The following is a 25,089-nucleotide window of genomic DNA, read 5'->3' on the forward strand; positions in this document are numbered from 1 at the left end:
TCCTCCCGCTATCCCACCCCGCACCACCTCCCGCAGCGCCTCCCAGGAGCTCCCACCGGTGATCGACACCACCTCCCTGTTCCTCCACGTCCTCGCGGCCATCGGCATGGTCGGTGGCGGCATCGTCCAGGTCCTCGCCGGCGTCCGGGTCCGCGGTGCCACCACCGGCCGAGACCTCGCGAGCTGGGCCCGTTTCACCCGAAGCGCCGGGGTGCTCATCGCGTTCTCGGCCCTCCTGTCTCTGATGACGGGGGGCCACCTCGCCGGCGCGGTCTGGGGCGGGGACGCCGGCGGGTTCTCCAACCCGTTCATCACCCTCGGGGTCGTCGGGTTGCTCCTGCTCGCGCCGGTCGGTCCGATGATCGGCGGCGCCCGCCTGCGCCGGCTCGCCGAGGCCGGTGACGAGGCCGGGGACGCCCCCGTGACCACCGAGCTGCGGTCGCAGGCGGCCTCCCCGATGCTGTGGGGCCCCGTGCACTCGCTCGTCGGCGTCGGCGTCGGTCTCGTGGCGCTGATGGTCTACAAGCCGTCCTGGGGAGCCGGCACGGCGCTGCTGGTCCTGACCTTCGCCGCTGGCTGGCTCGCCGGCACGGTGCTGGCGGCCTCCGCGGGCCGTCCCCAGCAGGTCGTCTCAGGCTGAGGAGGGCGGCTCGATCGGTCCGAGGGCCGCGAGCACGCGCCCGACGAGGGTCGACCAGGCGTCCTCGTCGAGGTCCTCCTCCCACACGGGCGCGAGCGCGGCCACCCCGACCAGCAGGGCGTTCAGGAACTTCGCGACGGTCCCCGGGTCGAGGTCGCCGGCGATCGATCCCTCCCGCTGCCCGCGGGTCACGAGCCCGACGAGCTCGGCGTTGGAGCTCTCGACCTTCGTCCGCATGATCGCGCCCAGCGCACCGTCGCGGCGGCCGGCCACCAGCGCCTCGAGCGCCATCGGCCGCATGCCGAGCTGCGGGTCGGTGGCCAGCTGCGGCGCGATCGCGGCGAGGATCGCGATCGCCGGGACGTCGCCCAGCGCGTCGAGCTGCTGCTGTGCGTCGGTGCGCGCGTGCAGGTCGGTCGCCGCCAGGAGCAGGTCGTGCCGCCCGGCGAAGTGCGCGTAGATCGCGCCCGTGGTCATCCCGGCCCGGCGGGCGATCTCCTGCACCCGTGCACCGTCGTAGCCGCGCTCGGCGAAGACCTCGGCGGCGGCCTCCAGGATGCGCGCGCGCCCATCCCCGCGTTCGAGCGGGGCGTCGGGATCGGGCATGCCGGTGAGGGTAGTGCCGCCCCGGCGGTTGAGAAAGGACGTTACGTAACGTACGCTACGTAACGTCCTTTACGTCGGCGGGAGCGGTGGGGTGCGGTGGGTGAGGCGGTGGTCCGGGCTGACCCGGGCCCTTGCGGTCGGCCTGCTCGGCAGCGGGGTCGCGGCCGGCCCGGCCGCCGCGCAGCCCGCGACCCTCACGGAGGTGGACGCTTGGGTCACCGAGCGGCTCGCCGCGCACGACATCCCCGGCGCGGTCGTCGCCGTGGTCCGCGACGGCCGGGCCGTGCACCTCGCCGGGTACGGCGTCGCTGATCGCGGTGGTCGTCCCGTCACCCCGGACACACCGTTCCTCATCGGCTCGGTGAGCAAGACCTTCACCGCGACGGTGGTGCTGCAGCTGGTCGCCGAGGGTGCGTTGGGCCTCGACGACCCGGTCCTGCCACACCTCGAGCACGGGGTCGACCGGTACCCGGACGGCTTCGAGCAGGTCACCGTCCGGCAGCTGTTGTCCCACACCGGTGGGTTGTCCATGGCCGTCGGGCTGGCGGGGACCGTCCCCGTCGAGCGGGGCCCGGACGCGCTCCAGCGCAGGGTCGCCGAGCTGCTCCGGCACCGGCTCGCCCGGCCGCCCGGCGGCGCCTTCGAGTACAGCAACGCCGGACCGGTCCTGCTGGCCGCGGTCGTCGAGGACGTGACCGGCGAGACCTTCGCCGAGCAGCTCGATCGGCGGGTGTTCACCCCGCTCGGCATGGACGCGTCGTTCGCCACGGAGGACGACGCGCGTGCTGCGGTGACGGTCACGGGTCACCAGCTGTGGTTCGGACGGTGGCGCGCTGTCGACCTCCCGTTCGATCCGGCGGGGGTGGCGATGGGCTACGTCGGCTCGACCGCCCGTGACATGGCGCGGTTCGCTCTGGCCCACCTCGCCGAGGAACCCGGGCCCGGGGTCGCGGCCGTCGCGGCCGAGGTCGCCGGGCGCCCGGTGGTCCCGACCGGCTGGGACGTGCCGCTGGAGACCGCCCACGGGCTCGGGTGGTTCGTCGACGAGCTCGGGGGGCATCAGGTCGTCAGCCACGCTGGCTCGCTCGGTGACGTGACGGCGCACCTGGTCCTCGTACCCGACGCCGATCTCGGCGTCGTGGTGCTCACCAACGCCAGCGCGTTCATCGCCGCGGGCCACACCGGTCAGTACGACCTCAGCCTCGGCCTCACCCGGCTGCTGCTCGGCCTCGAACCGGAGCCCACCGACCGCAGCTTCCTGCTGTCGATCGTGGCCCCGATCGTGTCCTGGGGGCTGATGCTGCTCGTGCCCGTGACCGCAGCCCACCACCTGCGCCGCACGCTGCCCCGGTGGCGACGCGAGCGGCGAGGTGGGACGCCGGCGGCTCGGTGGCGACGGCGGGTCGTGGCCCCCGGTATCGCGTGGGTCGGGGCGGCCGCGCTCGTCCTGGCCCTCGCCCCGCTCCCGGCGGCGCGCCTGTTCTACCCGGACGTCGGGTGGGGGCTGACGGTGGCCGCGTGGCTCGCGCTCGCGTGGGGCGTGATCCGGACCGTGGTCGCGACACACGCGCTGTCGGCTCGCGCCGACCGCTGTGGATAGCGGAGGGCCGTGTCACACCCGTTGTGTCGGATGTTGGGCATGAGCTTCTCGTCCCGTTCCGCTGTCATCGCCGGTCCACGCGTGCACCGAGCGGTGTCGCGGCCGCGGCGGTGGGGCGGGGTCTGGTCGTCGGTCGCGGCCGAGCGGCACGGCGACTACGCCGCGGACGACGCCGACCACGTCACGGGCAGCCCTGATCCGAGCCCTTCCTGCCACACCGTGGCCACGGCGAGGGATGGCGCCCCGTTCGGCCTGCCGGTGCTGGCCGAGGTCCCGAGGTTGGCGTCGGTGCTGCGGCGGCTCGAGGTCGCTGACGAGGCGATGCTCGCCGCGGTGGCCGAGCTCGCCGATCTGCTCGCCAGCGACGAGGTCGAACGGGTGACCGGGGTCGGGATCGACCACTGGCTCGCCGCGGTCGCCGCACAGACCCGGATGGACCGTCGGCTCCTGGTGCGTACGTGTCGGCTGCTGCACCGCCTGCCCACCCTCGATCGGGCCGTCAGGACCGGTCGGCTCAGCTTCCCGCAGCTGCGCGGCGTCGCGCTGGCGCTGCGCAGCGCACCCACCGCGATCGACGACGAGCTGGACGCCTTCCTCGGATCGCTGCTCGACGAGCTGGAGCGGTTGGAGCACCCGGATCCGGACGTGCTGGTGCGCCAGCTCGGGGACGCGGTCGACGAGCTCGCCCCGGACGATCTGGCCGAGCGGGAGCGGGACGCGACCGCGGGTCGTTACCTCACGATCGAACCCTTCCTGGACGGTACCGGGGGCCGGTTCCACGGTGCGTTCGATGCCGCCGGCCTCGCGTTGCTGGAGGCTGCCAGCACCCCTCCCGCAGCCCTCGAGGATCACCCGGACGGGTACGGCGCGGCACGGGCCGACACCCTCCTGGCCCGCCTGGCCTCCGACCAGGCGCCGGCTGCCGACCCGGACCAGGCCGGCTCGGACGGCGCGGCAGCCGCATCCCGGGCCGTAGTCGCGCCCGGGTCCGCCGACGTGCCGTGGTGGGATCGGCTCGCGCCACCCACCGTGCTGCTGCGCCTGCCGTTCGCCACCCTGCTGGACGATCGGGTCCCTGCCGACCTGCTCACCACGCTGGTGGGGGCCGGCTACGGCTCACCTCCGCTGCCGCGCGTCGCCTGCTCGACGGCCGCGGCGCCTGGCTTCGTGCGGTGGTGGTCGACGATGACGGGGCCGTGCTCGGGGTCGGCCGGTCGACCCGGCAGCCGCCCGGGTGGCTGCGCGACGTGCTGGCCGCGGTGCACGACACCTGCACCGGCCCGGGCTGTGACCGCCCTGCACGCGGGGCCCAGATCGACCACGCGGCCCCGTGGTGGCCGACCCGTCCCGACGGACAGCCAGGGACCACCGACCTCGACAACCTCGGCCTGCTCTGTCCGTCCACGAACCGCGTCAAGGAAGCCGCGGGGTGGCGCGTCACCCAGGGCGCCGCGGGTGCCCGCACCTGGCACCACCCGCGAAGCGGCCTGACCACCACCACCGTGCCCGCCACCTGGCGGCCCGCCGACAGCCACTGGGATCGCCCGGGGCAGGGTCCGCCGGGGCGGCGACGACCACCTGGCCCCGCGGCGCCCGGACCCGACGGTCCCGGGCCGTCTCACTCTGGCCGGGACGAGGGACCGACGTCGCTCACGGCGCGCGAGCCGGACCCCTTCCCGTTCTGACCCGCCGCGCGGGCACGCTCAGAACGCGACCTTGTGACTTGCCGCCAGGTCGGTGACCGCGGCCGTCAGGCGCGCCGCGCGGTCCTCGGGGCTGCGTGCCGTCATCAGCCGCAGGTACACCGCGTACCGGTCGGTGCGCCCGAGCGTCTCGAAGAACGTGGCCGCAGCCTCGTCGGCCGCGAGCGCAGCGGCGAGGTCCTCGGGCATCGTGGCGGTCCGTTGCGACGCGTAGGCCGCGTCCCACCGCCCGTCGGCCTGTGCGGCGGCGACCTCGGCGAGGCCCGCCGGCCGCATGCGCCCCGCGGCCGTCAGCGCCTCGACCTTCGCGACGTTGACCTGCGACCAGGTACCGCGCGGGCGGCGAGGTGAGTAGCGCTGCAGGAAGTGGGTCCGATCGAGGGCCCGGCGCTGGCCGTCGATCCAGCCGAAGCAGAGCGCCACGTCGAGCGCTTCGGCCGTCGTGATCGACGGGATGCCCGACGCCTTCTTGGCGACGCGCAGCCAGATGCTCGTGCGCTGGTCGTGGTTGGCCTCGAGCCAGGCCTCGAACGCCGCGCCGTCCTCCATCGACAGGACGTCCTCGTCGTCGCCCGGTGCGATGTTCACGCTCGCACTTCGAGCATCGCCAGGTAGTGGGGGTTCTCCATCACCCCGAGGACGTTCCCGAACGGGTCGATCACCGACGCCGTGATGAAGCCCTCGCCCCGCTCGGTGACGGGTTCGTGCTCCTTCGCGCCCATCACCTGCAGCCGCTCGAACGCGGCCGTCACGTCGTCGACGTGCCAGTACGCCACGACGCCACCGGTCACCTCGCCGGCGCCCGCCGGGGCGTACTGCCGGTCGATCAGACCGAGCTCGTGCTGGTGGTCGCCGACGCGGAACTCCACGTAGGCGGGGGGCGCCGGCGCCTCGGGGCGCACGAAGTAGGGCTCGATGCCGAGCAGCTCGGCGTACCACGCCGTCGCGGCGGCCACGTCGTCCGTCCAGTAGCTGACGGTTGTGAGTCCTCGCAGCATCGCTCGTCCTGTCCCGTGGGTGCCGACGGCACCTCCGTCGACGGCCCTACCGTCGCACGGGCCGCGGACAGCGGGTGTCCGCAGGCTGGACCGTCGTCAGGCGAGGGGGAGGGCGAGGTCCTCGATGTACTCGCCGCCGACCGCCACGAGCGCGGCCGGGGCGACGAGCAGCTTCAGCCGGCGGCTCCCGCCTCCGACGATCACCCGGTCGAGCTCCGCGATGCGCGCGTCGAGGTACAGCGGCAGGTCCACGGGCAGCGCGAAGGGCGTGACTCCGCCGATCTCCATGCCGGTGACCTCGCGGGTGAGGTCGGCCGGTGCGAACGAGAGTTTGCGGACCCCGAGCAGCTTGCGGACCCGCTTGTTCACGTCGAGCTTGGTGGTCGCCAGGACCACCGCGGCCGCCACGACCGGTGGCTCGTCGCGGGACGCCACGAGGATGCAGTTGCCCGACGCGTCCTCGGGGTACCCGTAGTGCGCGCAGAAGGCGGCGGTGTCGGCCAGCTCCGGGTCGATCTCGACGACCTCGTACGGCTGTCCGGTCGCGGCGACGGCCTCGAGGACCGCCTCCTCGGTGCTGTCCTGCGGGGTCGGCTCCGCCACGTGATGGCTCCAGGTCGGCTGCGGCCGCGGAGCGTACGGGGCCGGTCAGCCGGTCAGCACGAGCGCCGGCACCTCGATCTCGCGGCGCGTGAGCCCCGCGTGCAGGCCGGGCAGCCGCCCACCGAACAGGTCCACGTCGCGGTGGACCCAGGCGACCGGCGCGTCGGCCACCGCGATGACATCGCCGATCGTGGCTCGTACGCGGTCGCGCTCCACCGGCCCGAACCAGCCCGCGGCGATGGCCCGGTCGCGGGTGACGACCACGCCGCGGTCCCCGACGTGCTCGCGCCAGGTGGCCAGCACGTCGCCCTGGGCTCCGTCGGTCACGTGCAGCTGGCGTGCACGCCCGTCACCGGTCAGGACACGGACGCCTGCCAGCAGGTCGGGACGGTCCGCCAGCTCGATCATCCCCTCCTCGGGGACGGCGACCATCCCGTGGTCGGCCGTGACGACCAGCGCGGTGTCGGCCGGCAACCGCTCGGCCACGCCGGCGAGCACCCCGTCGATCCTCGCGAGCTCGGTGCACCAGTTCTCGCTGTCCGGCCCCGCGAGGTGGCCGATGGCGTCGAGGTCGCCGTGGTGGCCGTACACCAGCGTGGGGGTGTCGTCGGCGGCGGTGGCCGCGAGGGCGGCATCCAGGGTCGCGTCGAGGTCGCTGGCGGCTGCCAGGTCGCCGCCGCGGAGACCGGCCCGGGTCAGACCCGACGCGTGGAACTCGGGCCGCAGGACCGTCACCGGCCGGACGCCCGCCGCCCGAGCACGCTCGAAGACGGTCGGTGCGGGTTGGAGCTCCTCGGGCGGGAGGTCGTCGCGCGCGTCGATCCCCCCGAACTGCTTCTCCCAGGTCCAGGTCAGCGTGATGAGCGGTCGGTCGTCGCCGGGGACGGCCAGGGAGTACCCGGTGATCCCGTGCTGGCCGGGCGTCATCCCGGTCCCGATGCATGTCAGGCTCGTGGCCGTGGTGGACGGGAACGGCGCATCCACGACGATGCCGCGCGCCGCGGCCAACGTCGGCGCCAGGTCGAGGTGGTCGTCGAGGTTGCGGCGTCCCATCCCGTCGACCACGAGCAGCACCACGTTGCGGACCTGCTCCGACAGAGGCAGCAGTTGCGGTGCGTCACCGGTCAGCGCCGCCAGCGCATCCGGCAACAGCTCCGCGACCGACGCGGTGCCGTACCGCGGGGCCTCCGGGAGCGGTCCGTGGCCGGTCACGCTGCGGCCGCCAGCATCTCGGCGTAGGCGTCGAGGACGGGCAGCGCTTCGGTGCGGGGCGCCGACGGCAACCAGAACGTGATGCGGTCGACGCCTGCGGCCGCGAGCTCGCGCACCTTGTCCTCGCCGGGGGCGGCGCCGAGGACGTGGATCACCGGGTCGCCCTCGCGCCCGGCCTCGCTCCAGGCGGTCCGCAGACGGTCCATGCCATCGAGGGCGGCGGCCCGCCCGATCGGCAGCCAACCGTCGAAGTCGGCCACGAGGTCGGCCAGGGTCCGTGGTCCGAGGGCCGCACCGAGCAGCACCTTCGGTCCCGGGCGCTGGACCGGCTTCGGCCACGACCACGAGGGTGCGATCGTCGCGTGTGGCAGGTCGACCTCGGCCACGTCCTCGGACCACAGAGCCCGCAGCGCCCGCACGCGGTCGCGGACCACCTCGCGGCGCTCGGTCCAGGCAACCCCGTGGTGCTCGAGCTCGGGGTGGTTCCAGCCGTATCCGACGCCGAACTCGACCCGGCCCTGCGACACGTGGTCGAGCGACGCCACGGCCTTGGCGAGCACGATCGGGTCGTGCTGGGCGACCAGGCTCACCCCGAACAGCAGGCGCAGGTCCTCGGTCGCGGCAGCCGCCGTCGTCAGGGCGACCACCGGGTCGAGGGTGCGCTTGTACTCCTCGGGCAGGCCCTGCCCGGCGGGGTGGTCGCTGTGGGCCACCGGCATGTGCGTGTGCTCGGGCACCGCCAGCGAGGCGAACCCGCGCTCCTCGACCGCGCGGGCCAGGTCGTCGATCGGCCACGACACGTCCGTGGCGAACACCGTGATACCGAGCTCCACTGTTCCTCCACGTCCGTCGGGGACGGGAGGCTAGTAGCCGAGGTCGACGTCGACGGGTCCGAGCAGCGGGTCGCCGCGTCCGAACCGTGCGACGTTCTCGGCGACGCGGGCGGCGAGGAGGACGCGTCCCATCTCGGGGGTGTTGCCGACGTGGGGGGTGATCACGACGTTGTGCGCCGTCCACAGCGGGTGGTCGTCGGGCAGCGGTTCGGGGTCGGTCACGTCGAGGCCGGCACCACCCAGCCGACCCTCCTGCAGGGCGGTGGTCAGGGCGTCGGTGTCGATGTGGCGACCGCGGGCGACGTTGACCACGACCGCGTGGTCGGGCAGTGCCGCGATGGCGGCGGCGTCCACGATGTGCTCGGTCTCGGGCGTCAGCGCCAGGGCGAGGACGAGCACGTCCGTGGTCGGGAGGGCCTCGTGGAGCCGGTCGCTGGCGAGGACCTCGGCCACGCCGTCGATCGGATCGGCGTGGCGGCGGACCACCGTCAGGTAGCAGCCGAACGGCAGCAGCAGCCGCACCAGCGTGCGGGTGATCTCGCCACCGCCGAGGATGGTCACGCGAGCACCGAGGAGGTTCCGGCCCCGGGGGCCGGTCCACGACTGCTGCCGGGAGTAGTGGCCGACACTGCGCAGCAGCCCGAGGGTGAGCGCGAGGACGTGCTCGGCGACCGGTTCGGCGTAGACGCCCTTGCCGCACGTCCAGCGGCGGTCGTCGTCGAGCACGTCGCGGTACGGCTCGATGCCCGCCCAGGGCAGCTGGACCCAGCAGACGTGCGGGTTGGCGTCCAGGACGGACCGCAGGCCCTCGGGGTCGTCCGGGTCGACCCAGACGAGGGCGTCGGCCTCGCCCACGTCGACGAGGTCACCGCCTCCGCGGCCGACGGCCTCCTCGAGTGCGGGTGCGCGTCCAGTAGGCAGGACGACGCAACGGGGTCGCATCACCGGGTCCCGTTCGCCGTGGTGACGCGAACCCTAGTCAGAGCCGTCGTCCGGTCGTCCTCAGTAGACGTCGCGGTCGTCGACCACCCGCGTGGTCCGCGTCGTTCGGGCGCGCTGCGCCATGATGAGCCCGACGAGCAGTCCGATCAGGCCACCGAGCATCAGGATGAAGCCGATGACGTTGATGTCGATCCCCGCGATGTCGTAGGTCACGGCGAACGCCAGGATCGCGCCGACAACGATGAGGCCGATGCTGCCACCGATGGTCATCCGAGTGTCTCCTCGCGAGGTGCGCGGTAGCACGAGCGTGGACGGTGCGGGAACGTGCAGTAAGCGTTCGTCCCCGCGTGGTCGGTGTCAACGGTCCACTAGCGACCTTCGTCCCGGCGGTGGCCGTTCAGCCGGGGCCGTTGCGCAGCGCTTCGACGAGCGCGACGAAGTGCTCGCCGCGGTGGACGAAGTCCCGGTGGGTGCCGAACGACGGGGCGGCGGGGGAGAGCAGCACGGTGCCGCCGGCCGGTGTGCGCTCGGCCGCGGTCCGCACCGCATCGGGCAGGTCGGTCGCCGCGACGGGTGATCCGCCAGCACGGAGCAACGCGTCGGTCAGGCGGTCCGCGAGGGCACCCGACACGATCGGCAGCGCATCCGCCGCGACGACCGCGGCGGCGAGGTCGTCGAGCTCCTGGCCGCGATCGTCACCGCCGAGCAGCAGCGTGACCGGACCGGTGTCGCGGTAGGCGGCGAGGGCCGCGAGCGCCGCCTCGGGGACGGTCGAGATCGAGTCGTCGACGTAGCGGACCCCCGCGACCTCCGCGACGGGGGTGAGCCGGTGGGGCAGCGGTGCGAAGTCGCCCAGCGCATCGAGCAGGTCGCCCGGCTCGGCGCTGCGGCCGGTGGCGGCCAGCACCGCATCCGCCAGCCCCACCGCGAGGGCCGCATCGTCGACGAGGTGCTCGCCGAGGAGGCCCGCAGCGTGGACCGCCGCGGCCAACCGGTCGCGCTGCGCCGCCACCGAGGCGACCGCGTCGATGCGCGGGGCCACGAGCGGGTGCGCCGCCGCCTCACGTGTCGCCAGGCGGCGCTCGGCGAGGTCGAGCAGCCGGAGCTTGTCGCGGTGGTAGCGCTCGACCGAACCGTGCCACGGCACGTGGTCGCGCAGCAGCGTGGTCAGCCCGGCGATCGGGATCGCGGCGTCGAGGTCGGCGAGCTGGTAGCTGGACAGCTCGATGACGACCGTCTGCCGGTCGTCGGCCACCCCCGTGAAGGGGGTCCGGCCGATGTTGCCGCAGAGGACGACGTCGTCCCCGACCGCCCGCAGGACGTGGGCGGTCATCGCCGCGGTCGTCGACTTGCCCTTGGTCCCCGTGATCGCCACCAGCGCGGGGCGGCGGTCGCGCGCGAGCCACCAGCCGGTGGGCGTGCACGTCGGCACGCCCGCCGCGACCAGGTCCGCCAACGCCCGCCGGTAGGGGCTGACGCCGGGGGAGCGCACCACGGTGACGAGGTCGCCTGCGTCCACGCCGTCGAGCGGTGCGTCGAGGTCGACGCCGCCGCGGACCGTCACCCGACCGGCGACCCGGTCGACGGTGCCGGCGACCGCCGGATCAGCGGGGTCCGCGGCCCGTTCGTCGACGATCAGCACGTCGCTGCTGCCACTGTGCCCGGCCTCGAGCCAGTCGCGGGTCTCGCGGCCGAGACCGACGATGAGGCAGGTCGACGTCAACGCAGTGCCTCGGAGCGTCCGACCACGTCCTCCTCGAACCAGGTGCGTTGCGGCTCCGGGAGAGCGGAGGCGTCGGCCGAGGCGATCAGGGCCGCCAACCGTTCGGCGGCCTTCGCGCCCGAGCGGCCGAGCTCACGCACGGCGAGCGCCTCGGCCCACGCCGGCTGGTCCGCCAACAGGTCGAGCGCCAGCTGGGCCTCCTCGATCGTGCCGACGCACTCGAAGGGTTTGGCGTCCGGATCGATCAAGGCCCGGACCCCGGCCAGCTGGGACGGGTCGTCGAGCGCGTCGAAGCCCAGCCGACCCACGAGGTCCTCGCGCGGCACGAACGGCGCGAGGGTCAGCTGCACGAAGCGGCACTTGGGGCAGTCGCCACACCACTCGACCCGTTCGGCCTGGAGGGCGTACGCGCGGTTGCAGCTGTTGACCGCATCGAGGAGGTGGGGGTGGCGGGCGAACGCCCGGGCGATCAGCAGCTCGGAGGCCGGCCGCAGGAACGACCACGCCGACACCGCGCCGCCGGTGAGCGCGGCGGCGGCGGCGACGTGCAGCCCTTCGAAGGTCGACGACTTGGAGAACTGGTGGTTGACGTCCCGGTCGGCGAGCCGGCGGGTCGGTTCGTCGGCCGACCGTTCGTTTGACAGCAGGACCGTCCCGCGACCGAGGACCGCGGCGGCGACGGCGCAGATCGACGCCACGATCGCGGTGATCGGGACGTGCCCGTTGATCGCACCCGCGTCGTTCAGTTCGAACACGCGGGGGTCGAGCCGGCGACGGACCTCGACGAGCGGCAGTCCCACGGCCTCCGCCGTGGTCCGCATCGACCGCCGAGGGTTGACCGCGATGGTGAGCGCGTCGGGGTCGTGCGCAGCCGCGATGGTGGCCGTCACGGCCGAGTCCTTGCCACCACCGACCGGCACCAGGACACCGGCGGGCGGCGGACCCGAGCGATCGATGGCGGGGACCGGGTCGTGGTGGACGTCGAAGCCGCCGCGCAGGTCGAGGTCGTGGTCGAAGGCGAGCTCGGCCAGCCCGTCGGTCAGGAGCGCCTCGACCATGGTCACGGCGTCGTCGGGGGCCGGGCCGAGGTGGACGTCCCGGGGCAGGCAGACCTTGAGGTAGCTGGTCGCGGCGGTCAGCAGCGTCAGCTGCAGTGCACCGCGGACCGCGACCGAGTCGTCCGCCGCCGCACCGACGTCCATGCCGACGAAGGTGAGACGTTCGGTGAAGGTGGCCAGACCGTCGATCGCGTAGCGGAGCGCCACCTCCTCGCCGTCGGCCTCCCACCCGACCACCCGGAAGGCGGGACGGTCGGCGGTCCCTCCGAGTCGGCGGTAGACCTCGTCGCGGACCTGGTCGAGATCACGCGTCACGCGTCGGCCTCGCGGTTCCAACGGGTGCTCGGCCGGGCGGCGGCCTCGGCCTGCAGACGGTGGCGGGTCGCGGTGTCGCTGGCCGCCCACGCGGCGGTGGTCGCCATCGCCAGGGCGCCGTCGCGGACCGCAGCGTCGGCCGACGCGTTGACGCAGGCGGCGGTGAACTCGGGCTGGTGGTTGACAGCACCACCGGCGTCGATGGCGATCATCGGGTGGATGGTGGGGACGCGGAGGGAGACGTTGGCCATGTCGGTCGAGCCGGCGAGCTGGGTGTCCTCGTCCTCGGGGGGGAAGCTGCGTCCGATGTCCTCGGCGGCGATGCGGTAGATCCCGCCGAGCTCGGCGTCGGCACGCATCTCGGAGTACGGGTCGTGCTCGCTGTGCAGCTGGAGGCTCGCGCCGGTGGCGAGGGCGCCGGCCTCGAAGCAGGCGGCGACCCGCGGCTCGAGCTCGGCCAGCGCCTCGAGGTCCGCGGCACGCACGTACCAGCGTCCCGCGGTCTGGTGCGGGACGATGTTGGGGGCGTCCCCACCGTGGGTGACGATCCCGTGGATGCGGTCGGTCGCGGCGATGTGCTGGCGCAGCAGGCCGATCCCGACCTGGGCGACCGTCAGCGCATCCGCCGCGTTGATGCCCATCTGGGGGTAGGCGGACGCGTGCGCCGACCGGCCGGTGTAGGCCACGTCGAGGTGGCGGACCGCCAGGCACGGCATCGAGACCGACTCGTAGGGCGCCGGGTGGACCATCATGGCGGCGTGCACGTCCTCGAAGAGGCCCGCGTCGAGCATGATGATCTTGCCGCCGCCCCCCTCCTCGGCAGGTGTGCCGAAGACGGTGACGGTCAGCCCGAGGTCGTCGACCACCTCCGCGAGCGCGAGACCGGCACCTGCCGCGGCGGCCGCGATGATGTTGTGCCCGCAGGCGTGGCCGATGCTGGGCAGCGCGTCGTACTCCGCACAGATGCCGACGTGCAGGTCCCCGGTCCCGATCCGGGCCGTGAACGCGGTCTCGAGCCCCGCCACGCCGTGGTCGACGGTGAACCCACCGGCGTCGAGCACGGCGGCGACCCGCTGCGACGAGGTGTGCTCCTCGAAGCGCAGCTCGGCGTCGCCGTGGACGGCGTGCGAGAGGCCGACGAGCACCTCGCGGCGAGCGTCGGTCGAAGCGGCCAGCTGGGCACGGACGTCCGGCACGGGCGGCCTTCCCTGGGGAGAGCGGCGTCGGGGAGCCCCACGGTACTCGCCGCTCCGCGCGGCAGGCGCCGCCGCACTGGACGGCTGCCGGCCCGTCCGCGCGTGCCCGCCGTGGCGCGAGATCACCGCCGGGTGGACCGCGACGCCGGTCTGGGGCAACCTTCTGGTCGTCGGCGACGAACCGTCGCCACCGACCGGAGTCCGACGTGCGAGCACCGCGCTGGCTGGTGGCGGCCGCAGCAGGGGTCCTGGTCGTCGCGTGCTCGTCGTCGCCGGGCACCGACGGCGACACCTCGCCGTCACCGCCGGCGGCCACCGACGCGGCCACACCGTCACCGCCGGCGGCCACCGACGCGGCCACACCGTCGCCGCCACCGGTCGACGGTCCTGAGGACGGGGCGGCGAGCCCCGCTCCGAACCAGCTGCTCGCGTTCAGCGGCCGACAGCTCGACGGGGGGACCTTCGACGGGTCGGTGGTGACCGGTGACGTGGTGGTCTGGTTCTGGACGCCGTGGTGACCGTCGTGCAACCGTGAGGCCCCCGCGGTCGCGGAGGCGCTGACCAGCTACCCGGACGTCACGTTCGTCGGTGTCCCGGCGAAGGACACCGACGAGGAGATGCGGGCCTTCGTGGCCCGCCACGGCCTCGAGGGCATGACCCAGGTGGTCGACGACGACGGCGACATCTGGGCGCGGTTCGGCGTCCGGGTCCAGCCCGCGTGGTTCTTCGTGCCGGTCGAGGGGGAGCCCGTGCCCATCTACGGTGGGCTCTTCGACGGTGCGCTCGGTGAGCGCATCGAGGCGACCTTCGGCTGACCAGGAGCTGCGTGTGAGGGTGCGTGTCGTGCTGTTCGACGTCATGGACACCGTGCTCGTCGACCCGTTCCGCGAGGCGCTCCGCGCGTGCACCCCGCTGCCGCTGCGTGAGTTGTTCGCTCGGCGCGGCGAGGACCTGTGGCCGGCCTTCGAGCGCGGCGACGTCGACGAGGCGGCCTACTGGGCCGGCTGGGACGCTGCTGGTCTCACCTACGACCGTGACGCCTTCCACGCCGCCCGTCGAGCCGGCACCCGGTGGGTCGACGGCATGCCCGAGCTGCTCGACGATCTCGGTGGGCTGGTGGAGCGCGTGACCGCGTCCAACTACCCGGTGTGGATCGAGGAGCTCGCCAGCGAACACCTCACCGGGCGGTTCGAGCGCGTGCTGGCCTCGCACCACCTCGGCGTCCGCAAGCCCGACCCGGCGTTCTTCGCGCGGCTGCTCGACCGCATCGGCGCCGCCGCCGACGAGGCGGCCTTCGTCGACGACCGCGAGGTCAACGTGGCGGCGGCCGAGGAGGTGGGGCTCACCAGCCACCGGTTCGAGGACGCGGCCAGCCTGCGCGCGTGGCTCGTCGACCTCGGGGTCCCTCTCGAGCGCGCCGCCTGACCTCAGCCGGCCCCGAGGGCACGTCGCACACCGATGGGGAGGCGCTCGTCCGCGCGTAGGTCGACCAGCGAGTCGAGGCGGACCTCGCCGGTCGCCACCCACCACAGGGTGACGGCCAGGTCCCAGTGGTCGGGCAGCCCGTCGGCCCAGCGGAGGGCAACCTCGGCGTCGGCGAGGTGCCCGTCGCACCACGCGAGGGTGCCGAGCTCGCGCGCGCACGGGCGGCAGATCCCCGGGAGCCCGTCGGGCCCGCAGGTCGGCAGCAGCCGCGGCAGGTGGCCGCACCGGTCGCAGATGCCGGCGTCGACCGCCTGTGGCCCGTGGTCGGTCGCGCCGAGCCACGGTTCAGCCTCGAGCAGCGCCCGACGCAGCGCCCGGCGGTCCAGCGGCGTGGTCACGGGCGCTCCTCGGAGCGACGCGGGAGGCGGGCAGGGGTCACCGGCGACGGTAGCCACGTCGGACGAGTCCGCTTCGTTATGGTCCGCCGCGTCCACCACCGTTCGAGCACCCAGGGGGAACGCTCATGTCCGCGCCAACCAGCGACACGTTCGAGGGCGACGTCTTCAGTTCGCTCGTCGACTTCGGTTTCACGCGCTACGCGACCCCGAAGCTGATCCGCATCCTGTACATCATCGGCTTCGTGGTCGTGGTGCTCTACACCCTCGGCTTCCTCTTCACGGGGATCGGCCAGGGTGGGTTCTTCGCCGTCCTCGCGCTCGTCGGCGCGCCGATCATCGGCCTGTTCGCACTGCTCTACCTGCGGGTGACCACCGAGCTGCTGTCGGTGCTGTTCCGGATCGGGCAGAACGTGGCGAGCATCGCCGACGAGCAGGCCGGTGGCCCCGGCCCTGGCTCCGGTGGGGGGACGGCCCCGCCGCCTGGGCCGATGTCACCGCCCGCCGGTGGTGGTCCCGGCGCTCCGGGTGCCCCCGGCGGTCCTGCGCCGACCGGCCCGCCGAGCTACTGACCGACGGCGACCCGCGGAGCAGGTGGGCGGGGCAGCCGAGCTGGCCCGCCCACCGGGCTCCGGTCAGGCCATGACACCGGTGCCGGCGAACTCGTCGTGCTTGCCGCGGTTGTACTGATCGGACGAGATGGTCACCGCGATGACGATGACCGCCACGAGCTGGGCCAGGCCACCGAGGATCGGCACGAGGCCGAACAGCATCCAGATGTTGCGCTTGGCGGCGGCTTCGGTGCTCGGCGGGTTCCCGTCGGCGGCGACCACGCGGATGTTGAGCAGCTTCTTGCCGAGCGTCGCGCCGGTCGTGGACTCGAAGTAGACGTAGTAGCCGAACCACAGGATCGAGAAGATCGCCCCGCCGATCCACCCGCGCAGGCCGAACCCGCCAGCGCCGAGCCCGGCGATCCCGAGGACGATCGCGGACGGGATGCCGACGATCAAGACGTCGAGCACCCGCGCGCCGAAGCGCGCGCCGAGGCCCGCGGTCGCGGTCTGAGGCCCACCGACCGGCTGGCCCATCGGTGCCGATCCAGGTCCTTCGTCCATCCCAGGTACGTCGCTCATGTTGCCCCTCCACCCTCGGTTCGCGCGACCACGGTCCTCCGTGCCGCGATGTCGGGGTGAACGCTAGGCGCCCCTCGCGGCTCGTGCTCGGATTCCTCCGCCGTCCTAGGCTGCCCGGTCCACGGACCTCTGGAGCTCCCCTTGGCGGCGTCCCGCACCCACAAGCTGGCCATCCTCGGCGGCGACGGCATCGGTCCCGAGGTGGTCGACGAGGGCCTGAAGGTCCTCGACCGGCTCGAGCAGCTGGAAGGGTTCACCACCGAGCGGGTCAGCTACGACCTCGGCGGCCGGCGCTACCTCGACACCGGCGAGGTGCTGAGCGACGACACCCTCGAGGAGTTGCGCAGCTTCGACGCGATCTACCTCGGCGCGGTCGGCACCCCCGACGTCCCGCCCGGGGTGATCGAGCGCGGCCTGCTGCTCAAGCTGCGGTTCGCGTTCGACCAGTACGTCAACCACCGCCCGGTCAAGCTCTACCCGGGCGTCACCTCACCGGTCGCGGGCCTGACGCCCGAGCGGTGCGACTTCGTCGTCGTGCGCGAGAACACCGAGTCGGTCTACGCCGGCGCGGGTGGGACCCTCTACCGCGGGACGCCGGCCGAGGTCGCCACCCAGGAGTCGGTCAACACCCGCTTCGGGGTCGAACGGGTCCTGCGGTACGCCTTCGAGCTCGCCGCGTCCCGCGACGGCAAGCTGACCCTGTGCCACAAGACCAACGTGCTGACCTACGCCGGTGACCTGTGGATGCGCACCTTCACCGAGGTCGGCGAGGCCGATTTCCCGCAGGTCGAGCGCGACTACGTGCACGTCGACGCAGCGTGCCTCTACTTCGTCACGACGCCCGAGCGGTTCGACGTGGTGGTGACCGAGAACCTCTTCGGCGACATCATCACCGACCTCGGTGCCGCCGTGCAGGGTGGTCTGGGCCTCGCCGCGTCCGGCAACCTCGACCCGACCCGCCGCGCTCCCTCGATGTTCGAGCCGGTGCACGGCTCGGCGCCCGACATCGTGGGGACGGGCAAGGCCGATCCGCTCGCCGCGGTCATCAGCCTCGGTCAGATGCTGTCCTTCCTCGGCGAGGAGAGTGCTGCCGCCCGGGTCGACCGTGCCGTCGCGGCCGAGCTGACCACGCACGGTGCGCAGCGGCCGGACGGGTCCCGGTCGACGACCGCTGACGTCGGTGACCGGCTCGCCGAGCTGGTCGAGCGGTGACCGCCGGGCCCGCGGTACCACGGCTGCACGGCGTGGACGACGGGTCCCTGCCGGACTTCATGCGTGCCTTCGACCTGACCTTCGGGCAGATCGGGACCCCGGAGCGGGTCGACCGCCTCCGCGCGTGGATCGAGCTGGATCGGCTCGTGGCGGCCAGCGTCAGCGGGCAGGTCGTGGCCACCTCGGGGGCGTTCAGCTTCGAGATGTCGCTCCCGTTCGCCTCGTCGGCGCCGTGTGCCGGCATCACCCTGGTCAGCGTCCGGGCCGATCAGCGACGCCGGGGCCTGCTGACCCGGATGATGGGGTCGCTGCTCGACGATGCCTCGGAGCGTGGCGAGCCGCTCGCGGCGCTCTGGGCCAGCGAAGCACCCATCTACGGACGCTTCGGGTTCGGTCCGGCTGCGCCGACGCTGAACCTCGAGATCGAGCGCGCCGTCCGCTTCCGCACGGAGGGGCCGGTGGAGGACGTGGTCCTCGTCGACCGCGCCGACGCCGGCAGCGCCTTCCCGGCGCTCTACGAGGCGGCTCGCCGGACGCGACCGGGCACGATGGGACGTTCCGACGGTTGGTGGCGGCGCGAGTTGGACGACCCCGACGACCGACGTGAGGGTGCGGGAGAGAAGCGGTACGCGCTCTTGCCGGGCCGCGGGTACGCGACCTACCGGCTGCGGGCTGGCTGGGGTGCGGGGGTGCCCGACGGGACGGTCGAGGTCCTCGACCTCGTCACGCTCGATGGCGTGGCCAACGCGGCCCTGTGGCGCTTCGTGATCGACACCGATCTCAGCGTCCGGACCCGGGCCGGTCGGCGACCCGTCGACGATCCGCTCCTGGTCTCGGTGACCGACCCGGCGCGCCTGCACGCCGGTCACGACTGGCCGCTCCAGCTGCGGTTGGTGGACCTCCCTCGCGCGCTGACGTCGAGGGGCTACCGCGTCGACGACACGCTGGTGCTCGGCGTGCACGACGCCTTCCGCCCCGCGAACCAGGGCACCTGGCGCCTGGTGGTCGAGGGCGGGGTCGCGACCTGCGAGCCCACCGACGGTCCGGCCGACCTGGAGCTCGACATCGCGACCCTCGGCGCGGTGTTCCTCGGTGGACAGCGCACGACGACGTTCGCTGCCGCAGGGCAGGTCACGGCCCCGGACCGGTCGGCCCCGGCCCGGCTCGATCGGCTGATGGCGGCCGATGTGGCCCCCTGGCACGGCGGCATGTTCTAGTCCGTGGCAGGCTGGGCGCCATCCGCGACCCACGAGAGGTGAGCAGTGCCGTTCCCGAAGAGCGACCACATCTGGATGGACGGCGAGGTGGTCGCGTGGGACGACGCGACCGTGCACGTCCTGACGCCGACGCTCCACTACGGCTACGGCGTGTTCGAGGGCATCCGCGCCTACCCGACCGACGAGGGGTCCGCGGTGTTCCAGCTGCGCACCCACCTGGCGCGGCTGCTGCGCAGCGCCCGGATCTACCCCCCGCTCGACGAGGTGCCGTTCTCGGTCGACGACCTGTGCGACGCCACGCTCGACCTGATCGTGCGCAACGGCCACGAGCAGGGCTGTTACGTCCGGCCGACCATCTACCTCGGCTACGGCGAGATCGGCCTGAACCCGCTGCCCTCCGAACCGAAGGTCGCCATCGCCACCTGGGAGTGGGGCGCCTACCTCGGCGAGCAGGCGCAGCTCGACGGCGTTCGGGTGATGATCTCCAGCTACCGCCGCATCGGCAAGAACACCATCCCGCCGGCCGGCAAGGCCAACGGGCAGTACCTCAACAGCTCGCTCGCCAAGGTCGAGGCCATCCGCGCCGGCTACGACGAGGCCATCATGCTGTCCGAGGACGGCTTCATCGCCGAGGGCACCGGGGAGAACCTCTTCGTCGTCCACGACGGCGTGATCTCGACCCCGCCACTGTGGAACGGTCCCCTCGACGGCATCACCCGCCAGGCGGTGATGACCATCGCCGAGGACCTCGGCCACCCGGTGGTGGAGCGGCCGCTGGTCCGCACCGACCTGTTCCTCGCCGACGAGATCCTGCTGACCGGCACGGCGGCGGAGATCACCCCGGTCCGGGAGGTCGAGGGGCGGACCATCGGACCCCGCGGCCCCATCACCGAGGCCATCCAGTCGACGTTCAACGACGCGGTCCGAGGCCGCGTCGAGCGCTACCGCGACTGGTTGACACCGGTCCCACGCTGACCGGGTCGACGTCCGCGCCACCGCCCTGCACCACGAACGGAGCCTTCGTGCCGACCCTCCGCACCCGCCTCGTCCGCGCCGGGTTCGTCGCCGCGCTGCAGGCGGTGCGGCGAACCGCCGGCGGTGTGCCGCTCGGCGACGCGCCGGAGGAGGAGCTGCGCGAGTACGCCCTCGGCATGCGGGCGCAGCTCGAGACGCTCTCGGCGCGCCTGCCCACCGGACGAACCGTGCGGTTCCGTGAGGCCGACGAGTGCCCCGTCGCGGGGCTCTGGGTCGCCGACGGCCGAGCGCTGCCCCCGGTCGGCGACGACCAGGTCAGCGACCTCGGCTGTGACACGGCGGAGCGGGTGGTGCTCCACCTGCACGGCGGGGCCTACGTGATGGGTTCGCCACGCACGCACCGCGGGCTCGCGGCGGCCCTGTCCCGAACGGCCCACGCGCAGGTGCTCCTCCCCGACTACCGCCTGGCGCCCGAGGACGTGCACCCGGCTGCGCTCGACGACGCGCTGGCGGTGTACCGCTGGCTCGTCGAGGAACGGGCGTACCCGGCCGCCCGGATCGCGGTCACGGGTGATTCGGCCGGGGGCGGGCTCGGGCTCGGGCTGCTCTTCGCCGCCCGGGACGCCGGGCTCCCGCTCCCAGCCTGTTACGTCGGCCTGTCGCCGTGGACCGACCTCGCCGGCACCGGCGGTTCCGTGCGCGAACTCGACGGGATCGACCCGTGGCTGTCGACCGATCTGCTGGTGCCCGCGGCACGCGCGTACGCAGGCACGACCGACCTGGAGGACCCGATGGTGTCGCCGCTGTACGGCGACCTGGTGGGCCTGCCGCCCGTGCTGGTCCACGTCGGCAGCGACGAGATCCTGCGCGACGACGCCGTCCGGTTGGTGGAACGCGCCCGCGAGGCCGGCGTCGACGCGTCGCTCGGGATCTTCGACGGGCTGTGGCACGTGTTCCAGGCCTTCCCGCTGCCCGAGTCCCGGTCGAGCCTGCGGGAGGTCGGCGCCTTCATCCGCCGTCAGACGACGGCCGACACCCGGCAGGAGGCCGCGTGAGCGACCTGTCGCTCCACCCCGTGGGGGACGACGAGGACGAGCTGCTCGCCTTCATGCGGGCCGTCTCACGTCACTTCCACGAGGACGAGGCGGACGAGGACCTGGCGCCGTGGGTGCGCGTCATGGCCGGGTGTCGTCGCCTCGCGGTCACCGACCGCGATCGCATCGTCGCCAACTACGGCACGCTCCCGGTCGACCTCTCGGTCCCCGGCGGCGCCACCCTGCCCTGCGCCGGTGTGACGGTCGTCGGGGTGTCCCAGACCTACCGCCGCCGTGGCCTCCTGCGGCGCATGATGACGGCCGGCTTGGACGACGCCGTCGCACACGAGGAACCGGTCGCGGCGCTCTACGCCTCCGAGTCGGCCATCTACCCGAGGTTCGGGTTCGGGATCGTCGCGCCGAGCGTCCTCTACCACGCCGATGCGACCAGGACCCGGTTCCTGGACCGCGTCGACCCGAGGCTCGTGGTCGACCTGGACGTGGAGGCTGCCCCCGCGGAGGCGGCGGCGATCTACGAGGTCGTGCGGGCGGTCCGTGGTGGCGGGGTCGGGCGGCTGCCCGCGCAGTGGGAGGTGTCCCTGCGGAGCGACACCCCTGGCAGCCGCGGTGGTGCCTCGCGGAAGCGACGCGTCCACGTCCCCGGCCGCGGCTACGCGGTCTACCGCATCAAGGAGGACGGCGACGGGGCGCTGCCCGGTGGCGACGTCGTGGTGCTCGAGTTCGTGGCGACCGACCCCGAGGCCGAGCAGGCCCTGTGGCAGCACGTGTTCGACGTGGACCTCGCGACGCGGGTGGTCAGCCGGCTGCGTCCGCCGGACGACGCGCTGCCGTGGATGGTCGAGGATCGGCTCCGGCTCCGCGCGAGCGAGGGTGAGCCCCTCTACGCACGCATCCTCGACGTGCCGCGGTGCCTGGCGAGTCGCACCTCGGCCGTGACCGACGGGCTGGTGCTCGCGGTCCACGACGCCGATCGCGACCAGTCCGGGACCTACCGGTGGGACGTCAGCCCCGAAGGTGGTGCCTGCACGCGTACCGACGCCCCTGCGGACGTCGCCCTGTCGATCGAGAGCCTGGCGGCGTGCTGGCTCGGAGGTACGTCGCCGAGCCGCCTGCGCGCCGCGCGACGCCTCGAGGAGACCACGCCCGGTGCGGTCGCACGGCTCGATCGGATGACCGCCGTGTCGCACGCGCCCTGGACGCCCTGGATCTTCTGAGGACCGCGGCCGCCGGGGGGACGCCTACGGTGCGCGGCACCGACCAGGAGAGACACCCGTGTCCCACGTGTACAAGAAGATCGAACTCGTTGGTTCGTCCCGCGACGGCGTCGACGACGCCATCCGTGGCGCGATCCGCAAGGCCAGCGAGTCCGTCCGCAACCTCGACTGGTTCGAGGTCAAGGAGATCCGGGGGTGGATCAAGGACGGCGAGGCGCAGCACTTCCAGGTCACCATCGACGTCGGCTTCCGCCTCGAGGACGAACCCGCCGGCTGAAGCGGGCTCGACAGCCTGCCTGGGGCCTCGCTACCGTCGTGCACAGCAGGACCATCCAGGAGCGATCCGTGACCGGCACCGACGCACGCACCACCGGCCCCTCCGGCCGGTGCATCGCGCGTGTCCCGGTGCCGTCGCGCACGCCGATCATCATCCGACCGCTCCCGTAGCCGGTGCGCCGGGCTGCGGGAGCGGCCCGGCTCGCACGTGCCCGGTCCGTTCCCGTACCCGGCCCACCACGACCGGCCGTCGGCCGACGAGGAAGGGCCACCGATGGGGCACAGCCCACTGCCGCCGCGGGATCTCGCCGCGCGACTCGACCTGTACGACACCACCCTGCGCGACGGGACCCAGCGTGAGGGCGTGACCCTCTCGGTCGACGACAAGCTCCGTGTGGCGCGCCGCATGGATGAGCTCGGCGTCGCCTACATCGAGGGCGGCTGGCCCGGGGCCAACCCGAAGGACACCGAGTTCTTCCGCCGCGCCGCCGAGGGAGAGCTGGACCTCGCCGCGACCCTCGTGGCGTTCGGGATGACCCGTGGTCCGAACCGGGCCGCGGAGGACGACGTGCTGCTGCAGGGCCTCGTCGAGGCGCGGACCGACGTGATCTGCCTCGTCGGCAAGTCCTGGGGCTACCACGTCGACGAGGCGCTCGGTGTGCCGCGGGACGAGAACCTCGCGATGGTCCGCGACTCGATCACCTACCTGCGAGGGCTCGGCAAGCGGGTCTTCTTCGACGCCGAGCACTTCTTCGACGGCCTCGCCCGGGACGGTGCGTACGCGCGGGACGTGGTCAGGGTCGCCGCCGAGGCGGGTGCCGAGTGCGTGGTCCTGTGCGACACCAACGGCGGGGCGATGCCGTGGGACGTCCTCGAGATCGTCCGCGGGTTGGTCCACGACCTGCCGTGCGACGTCGGGCTGCACTTCCACGACGACGGTGGTTGCGCGGTCGCGAACTCGATGCTCGGGGTCGAGGCCGGCGCCGTCCACGTGCAGGGCACCGCCAACGGGCTGGGGGAGCGGTGCGGCAACGCCAACCTGTTCACGATCGTGGCCGACCTCCAGCTCAAGCGCGGCCTGCCCCTGATCGCTCCCGAGCAGCTCGAGCGCCTGACCGAGATCAGCCACACCGTCGCCGAGCTGTGCAACCAGGCCACCCCGGACGTGGCGCCCTACGTCGGGCACACCGCCTTCAGCCACAAGGCGGGGCTGCACGCCTCCGCGCTGGCCAAGGCGCCCGACATGTACCAGCACATCGAGCCCGACGACGTCGGTAACCGGCAGCGGCTGGTGGTCAGCGAGCTCGCCGGCCGCAGCAACATCGTGCTGAAGGCCAAGGAGCTCGGCGTCGACGTCACCGCCGACCAGGCGAAGGCGGTCCTGGCCGAGGTCAAGCGGCGCGAGTCGCTCGGGTGGACCTACGAGGCCGCCGACGCGTCGTTCGGGCTGCTGCTGCGGCGCGTCGCCGGGCTGCTCGCCGACGAGGACGAACCGTTCCGGTCGCTGCACTACCGGGTCAACGTGGGTGGCGGCGCGGCCGAGGCGACCAACGGGGAGGGGCCTGCCGAGGCCATCCTGGCCGTCGAGGTCGCCGGTGTCCGGCGCCTCGGCGCCGGCGAGGGCAACGGGCCCGTGGACGCCCTCGACCACGCCTTCCGCAACGCCGTCAACGGCACGTGGCCCGACCTCGACCGGGTGCACCTCGCCGACTACAAGGTCCGCATCCTCGAGGCGGTCTCGGCCACCGGTGACCGTGATGGGATCGGGACGGATGCGGTCACGCGCGTGCTGGTGACCGCCACCGACGGGACCACCAAGTGGGACACGGTCGGGGTCCACGCCAACGTCGTCGAGGCGTCCTGGCTCGCGCTGTCGGACGCTTACACCCACGCGATCCTCGGCTACGGCCAGCCGGGGTCGCAGCCACGATCCGAGAGGGACTGAACGTGCCGCGCTACGTCCGCTTCGCGACCGACGAGGGCCCCCGCTACGGCGTGCTGGAGCAGACCGAGGTCGCCGTCATCTCGCCGCACCCGTTCGCGGCACACAGCCCGACCGGTGAGCGGGTGCCGGTCCAGGGCCTGGTCCTGCTGGCACCGGTGATCCCGTCGAAGATCGTGTGCGTGGGCAGGAACTACCGCGACCACGCGGCGGAGCTCGGCGGCGAGGTCCCCGACGAGCCGCTGTTCTTCCTCAAGCCCTCGTCGTCGGTCATCGGCCCGGGCGACCCCATCCGGCTGCCCGTGGACCTGTCCTCCGAGGTGCACCACGAGGCCGAGCTGGCCGTCGTCATCGGGGCGCTCCTGCAGCGGGTCGCCCCCGAGCAGGCGCTGGCGGGCATCCTCGGTTACACGGCGGCCAACGACGTGACGGCGCGGGACCTGCAGCGCCGCGAGGACCAGTGGTTCCGCGGGAAGGGCTTCGACACCTTCTGCCCGCTCGGGCCGGCGATCGCCACCGACCTCGACCCGGGTGACCTGCGGATCCGCTGTTCGGTCGACGGCGAGGTCCGTCAGGACGGCAGCACGGCCGACCTGGTGTGGAACGTGGCCGAGCTGGTCAGCGAGATCAGCCAGGTGACCACCTTGCTGCCGAGCGACGTGATCCTGACGGGGACGCCCGCCGGCGTCGGCCCGATCGTGGCCGGGCAGAAGGTCCGGGTCGAGGTCGAGGGCGTCGGTGTGCTCGAGAACCCCGTGGTGGACCGGGCCGTGGACGCGATGCCGGTCAGTTGAGGGCCCCCGCCACGGCGGGGGC

General features: G+C 73.4%; 28 protein-coding genes. 15 read left to right on the plus strand and 13 right to left on the minus strand.

Annotated elements, in window-relative coordinates; genetic code table 11:
• Positions 1 to 58 precede the first annotated feature (58 nt).
• Positions 59 to 640 (plus strand): hypothetical protein, encoded by a 582-nt coding sequence (locus NITAL_RS11525; RefSeq protein ID WP_052666350.1) that lies wholly within the window; start codon positions 59 to 61, stop codon positions 638 to 640.
• Here the strand turns inward: NITAL_RS11525 and NITAL_RS11530 are convergent.
• A complete protein-coding gene (locus NITAL_RS11530) occupies positions 632 to 1,246 on the minus strand; it encodes a TetR/AcrR family transcriptional regulator (protein ID WP_052666351.1) in 615 nt (204 codons plus the stop codon). The two genes, NITAL_RS11525 and NITAL_RS11530, sit on opposite strands and share 9 nt — an antisense overlap.
• Positions 1,247 to 1,346: 100 nt before the next feature.
• Between NITAL_RS11530 and NITAL_RS11535 the strand changes: the two genes are divergently transcribed.
• On the plus strand, positions 1,347 to 2,846 hold the full coding sequence (locus NITAL_RS11535) for a serine hydrolase domain-containing protein (RefSeq protein WP_169786823.1): 1,500 nt from the start codon (positions 1,347 to 1,349) through the stop codon (positions 2,844 to 2,846).
• 39 nt (positions 2,847 to 2,885) lie between these two features.
• Positions 2,886 to 4,337, plus strand: coding sequence for a hypothetical protein (locus NITAL_RS11540; RefSeq protein WP_052666353.1), 1,452 nt, complete (start codon positions 2,886 to 2,888; stop codon positions 4,335 to 4,337).
• A gap of 212 nt (positions 4,338 to 4,549) precedes the next feature.
• Here NITAL_RS11540 and NITAL_RS11545 read toward each other — a convergent pair whose 3' ends face one another.
• The 10 genes from NITAL_RS11545 to NITAL_RS11590 form a co-directional block, all read right to left on the minus strand.
• The gene (locus tag NITAL_RS11545) at positions 4,550 to 5,098 is read right to left on the minus strand and encodes a YdeI/OmpD-associated family protein (RefSeq protein ID WP_052669618.1); all 549 of its coding nucleotides are present in this window, start codon (positions 5,096 to 5,098) and stop codon (positions 4,550 to 4,552) included.
• A gap of 35 nt (positions 5,099 to 5,133) precedes the next feature.
• Positions 5,134 to 5,547 (minus strand): VOC family protein, encoded by a 414-nt coding sequence (locus tag NITAL_RS11550; RefSeq protein WP_052666354.1) that lies wholly within the window; start codon positions 5,545 to 5,547, stop codon positions 5,134 to 5,136.
• A 96-nt stretch (positions 5,548 to 5,643) separates the two neighbouring features.
• Positions 5,644 to 6,150 (minus strand): YbaK/EbsC family protein, encoded by a 507-nt coding sequence (locus tag NITAL_RS11555; protein WP_052666355.1) that lies wholly within the window; start codon positions 6,148 to 6,150, stop codon positions 5,644 to 5,646.
• Between the two features lie 45 nt (positions 6,151 to 6,195).
• Complete coding sequence (locus NITAL_RS11560; RefSeq protein WP_052666356.1) at positions 6,196 to 7,362, minus strand: alkaline phosphatase family protein; 1,167 nt, start codon at positions 7,360 to 7,362, stop codon at positions 6,196 to 6,198.
• Positions 7,359 to 8,195, minus strand: coding sequence for a TIGR03619 family F420-dependent LLM class oxidoreductase (locus NITAL_RS11565; protein WP_052666357.1), 837 nt, complete (start codon positions 8,193 to 8,195; stop codon positions 7,359 to 7,361). Before NITAL_RS11565 ends, NITAL_RS11560 begins: the two co-directional genes overlap by 4 nt.
• A gap of 30 nt (positions 8,196 to 8,225) precedes the next feature.
• Positions 8,226 to 9,137 (minus strand): D-isomer specific 2-hydroxyacid dehydrogenase family protein, encoded by a 912-nt coding sequence (locus NITAL_RS11570; protein ID WP_052666358.1) that lies wholly within the window; start codon positions 9,135 to 9,137, stop codon positions 8,226 to 8,228.
• Between the two features lie 60 nt (positions 9,138 to 9,197).
• Positions 9,198 to 9,407, minus strand: a complete 210-nt coding sequence (locus tag NITAL_RS11575) for a DUF6458 family protein (protein ID WP_052666359.1) — start codon at positions 9,405 to 9,407, stop codon at positions 9,198 to 9,200.
• A 127-nt stretch (positions 9,408 to 9,534) separates the two neighbouring features.
• The gene (gene murD, locus NITAL_RS11580) at positions 9,535 to 10,860 is read right to left on the minus strand and encodes a UDP-N-acetylmuramoyl-L-alanine--D-glutamate ligase (protein ID WP_052666360.1); all 1,326 of its coding nucleotides are present in this window, start codon (positions 10,858 to 10,860) and stop codon (positions 9,535 to 9,537) included.
• The gene (locus tag NITAL_RS11585; RefSeq protein WP_052666361.1) at positions 10,857 to 12,233 is read right to left on the minus strand and encodes a MurL-like N-terminal domain-containing; all 1,377 of its coding nucleotides are present in this window, start codon (positions 12,231 to 12,233) and stop codon (positions 10,857 to 10,859) included. The genes murD and NITAL_RS11585 overlap by 4 nt, the downstream gene beginning before the upstream one ends.
• Positions 12,230 to 13,429, minus strand: a complete 1,200-nt coding sequence (locus NITAL_RS11590; RefSeq protein ID WP_211262357.1) for a M20 family metallopeptidase — start codon at positions 13,427 to 13,429, stop codon at positions 12,230 to 12,232. The genes NITAL_RS11585 and NITAL_RS11590 overlap by 4 nt, the downstream gene beginning before the upstream one ends.
• A 206-nt stretch (positions 13,430 to 13,635) precedes the next feature.
• On the opposite strand from NITAL_RS11590, the gene NITAL_RS11595 reads away from it, so the two are divergent.
• The 3 genes from NITAL_RS11595 to NITAL_RS11605 all read left to right on the plus strand — a co-directional run bounded on the left by NITAL_RS11595 (position 13,636) and on the right by NITAL_RS11605 (position 14,854).
• Positions 13,636 to 13,947, plus strand: a complete 312-nt coding sequence (locus tag NITAL_RS11595; RefSeq protein ID WP_052666362.1) for a hypothetical protein — start codon at positions 13,636 to 13,638, stop codon at positions 13,945 to 13,947.
• Positions 13,948 to 14,046: 99 nt separating this feature from the next.
• On the plus strand, positions 14,047 to 14,244 hold the full coding sequence (locus NITAL_RS11600) for a thioredoxin domain-containing protein (protein ID WP_052666363.1): 198 nt from the start codon (positions 14,047 to 14,049) through the stop codon (positions 14,242 to 14,244).
• A gap of 13 nt (positions 14,245 to 14,257) precedes the next feature.
• Positions 14,258 to 14,854, plus strand: coding sequence for an HAD-IA family hydrolase (locus tag NITAL_RS11605; protein ID WP_052666364.1), 597 nt, complete (start codon positions 14,258 to 14,260; stop codon positions 14,852 to 14,854).
• A 2-nt stretch (positions 14,855 to 14,856) separates the two neighbouring features.
• Here the strand turns inward: NITAL_RS11605 and NITAL_RS11610 are convergent, their stop codons facing one another.
• The gene (locus NITAL_RS11610) at positions 14,857 to 15,252 is read right to left on the minus strand and encodes a hypothetical protein (RefSeq protein WP_052666365.1); all 396 of its coding nucleotides are present in this window, start codon (positions 15,250 to 15,252) and stop codon (positions 14,857 to 14,859) included.
• A gap of 125 nt (positions 15,253 to 15,377) precedes the next feature.
• Here NITAL_RS11610 and NITAL_RS11615 point away from each other — a divergent pair, with 125 nt between their 5' ends.
• Positions 15,378 to 15,821, plus strand: coding sequence for a DUF4282 domain-containing protein (locus NITAL_RS11615; protein WP_052666366.1), 444 nt, complete (start codon positions 15,378 to 15,380; stop codon positions 15,819 to 15,821).
• 63 nt (positions 15,822 to 15,884) lie between these two features.
• Here the strand turns inward: NITAL_RS11615 and NITAL_RS11620 are convergent, their stop codons facing one another.
• Positions 15,885 to 16,382 carry an RDD family protein gene (locus NITAL_RS11620; protein ID WP_083441480.1) on the minus strand — a complete coding sequence of 166 codons (498 nt, stop codon included), beginning with the start codon at positions 16,380 to 16,382 and terminating at the stop codon, positions 15,885 to 15,887.
• Between the two features lie 141 nt (positions 16,383 to 16,523).
• Between NITAL_RS11620 and NITAL_RS11625 the strand changes: the two genes are divergently transcribed.
• The 8 genes from NITAL_RS11625 to NITAL_RS11660 all read left to right on the plus strand — a co-directional run bounded on the left by NITAL_RS11625 (position 16,524) and on the right by NITAL_RS11660 (position 25,067).
• Entirely contained in the window at positions 16,524 to 17,594 is a 1,071-nt protein-coding gene (locus NITAL_RS11625) for a 3-isopropylmalate dehydrogenase (protein ID WP_052666368.1), read from the plus strand.
• Positions 17,591 to 18,811: a GNAT family N-acetyltransferase gene (locus NITAL_RS11630; protein WP_052666369.1), complete on the plus strand. Its 1,221-nt coding sequence runs from the start codon at positions 17,591 to 17,593 to the stop codon at positions 18,809 to 18,811. The genes NITAL_RS11625 and NITAL_RS11630 overlap by 4 nt, the downstream gene beginning before the upstream one ends.
• A 45-nt stretch (positions 18,812 to 18,856) precedes the next feature.
• Positions 18,857 to 19,786 carry a branched-chain amino acid transaminase gene (locus NITAL_RS11635; RefSeq protein WP_211262358.1) on the plus strand — a complete coding sequence of 310 codons (930 nt, stop codon included), beginning with the start codon at positions 18,857 to 18,859 and terminating at the stop codon, positions 19,784 to 19,786.
• Between the two features lie 47 nt (positions 19,787 to 19,833).
• Positions 19,834 to 20,841 carry an alpha/beta hydrolase gene (locus NITAL_RS11640; RefSeq protein ID WP_052666370.1) on the plus strand — a complete coding sequence of 336 codons (1,008 nt, stop codon included), beginning with the start codon at positions 19,834 to 19,836 and terminating at the stop codon, positions 20,839 to 20,841.
• A complete protein-coding gene (locus tag NITAL_RS11645; protein WP_052666371.1) occupies positions 20,838 to 22,055 on the plus strand; it encodes a GNAT family N-acetyltransferase in 1,218 nt (405 codons plus the stop codon). The genes NITAL_RS11640 and NITAL_RS11645 overlap by 4 nt, the downstream gene beginning before the upstream one ends.
• Before the next feature lie 58 nt (positions 22,056 to 22,113).
• On the plus strand, positions 22,114 to 22,332 hold the full coding sequence (locus tag NITAL_RS11650) for a dodecin (protein WP_052666372.1): 219 nt from the start codon (positions 22,114 to 22,116) through the stop codon (positions 22,330 to 22,332).
• Positions 22,333 to 22,605: 273 nt separating this feature from the next.
• The gene (gene cimA, locus NITAL_RS11655; RefSeq protein ID WP_052669621.1) at positions 22,606 to 24,276 is read left to right on the plus strand and encodes a citramalate synthase; all 1,671 of its coding nucleotides are present in this window, start codon (positions 22,606 to 22,608) and stop codon (positions 24,274 to 24,276) included.
• 2 nt (positions 24,277 to 24,278) lie between these two features.
• On the plus strand, positions 24,279 to 25,067 hold the full coding sequence (locus NITAL_RS11660) for a fumarylacetoacetate hydrolase family protein (protein WP_052666373.1): 789 nt from the start codon (positions 24,279 to 24,281) through the stop codon (positions 25,065 to 25,067).
• Positions 25,068 to 25,089: the final 22 nt, after the last annotated feature.

Origin of the sequence: Nitriliruptor alkaliphilus DSM 45188 (genome assembly GCF_000969705.1) — a bacterium.
Classification (GTDB): domain Bacteria; phylum Actinomycetota; class Nitriliruptoria; order Nitriliruptorales; family Nitriliruptoraceae; genus Nitriliruptor; species Nitriliruptor alkaliphilus.

What these genes read in the sequence shown, in the direction of transcription:
- NITAL_RS11530 (WP_052666351.1), bottom strand. Translation starts at nt 1,246, where the DNA reads ATGCCCGATCCCGACGCCCCGCTCGAACGCGGGGATGGGCGCGCGCGC.
- NITAL_RS11570 (WP_052666358.1), bottom strand. Translation starts at nt 9,137, where the DNA reads ATGCGACCCCGTTGCGTCGTCCTGCCTACTGGACGCGCACCCGCACTC.
- NITAL_RS11615 (WP_052666366.1), top strand. Translation starts at nt 15,378, where the DNA reads ATGTCCGCGCCAACCAGCGACACGTTCGAGGGCGACGTCTTCAGTTCG.
- NITAL_RS11545 (WP_052669618.1), bottom strand. Translation starts at nt 5,098, where the DNA reads ATGGAGGACGGCGCGGCGTTCGAGGCCTGGCTCGAGGCCAACCACGAC.
- NITAL_RS11600 (WP_052666363.1), top strand. Translation starts at nt 14,047, where the DNA reads ATGCGGGCCTTCGTGGCCCGCCACGGCCTCGAGGGCATGACCCAGGTG.
- NITAL_RS11620 (WP_083441480.1), bottom strand. Translation starts at nt 16,382, where the DNA reads ATGAGCGACGTACCTGGGATGGACGAAGGACCTGGATCGGCACCGATG.
- cimA (WP_052669621.1), top strand. Translation starts at nt 22,606, where the DNA reads ATGGGGCACAGCCCACTGCCGCCGCGGGATCTCGCCGCGCGACTCGAC.
- NITAL_RS11550 (WP_052666354.1), bottom strand. Translation starts at nt 5,547, where the DNA reads ATGCTGCGAGGACTCACAACCGTCAGCTACTGGACGGACGACGTGGCC.
- NITAL_RS11575 (WP_052666359.1), bottom strand. Translation starts at nt 9,407, where the DNA reads ATGACCATCGGTGGCAGCATCGGCCTCATCGTTGTCGGCGCGATCCTG.
- NITAL_RS11540 (WP_052666353.1), top strand. Translation starts at nt 2,886, where the DNA reads ATGAGCTTCTCGTCCCGTTCCGCTGTCATCGCCGGTCCACGCGTGCAC.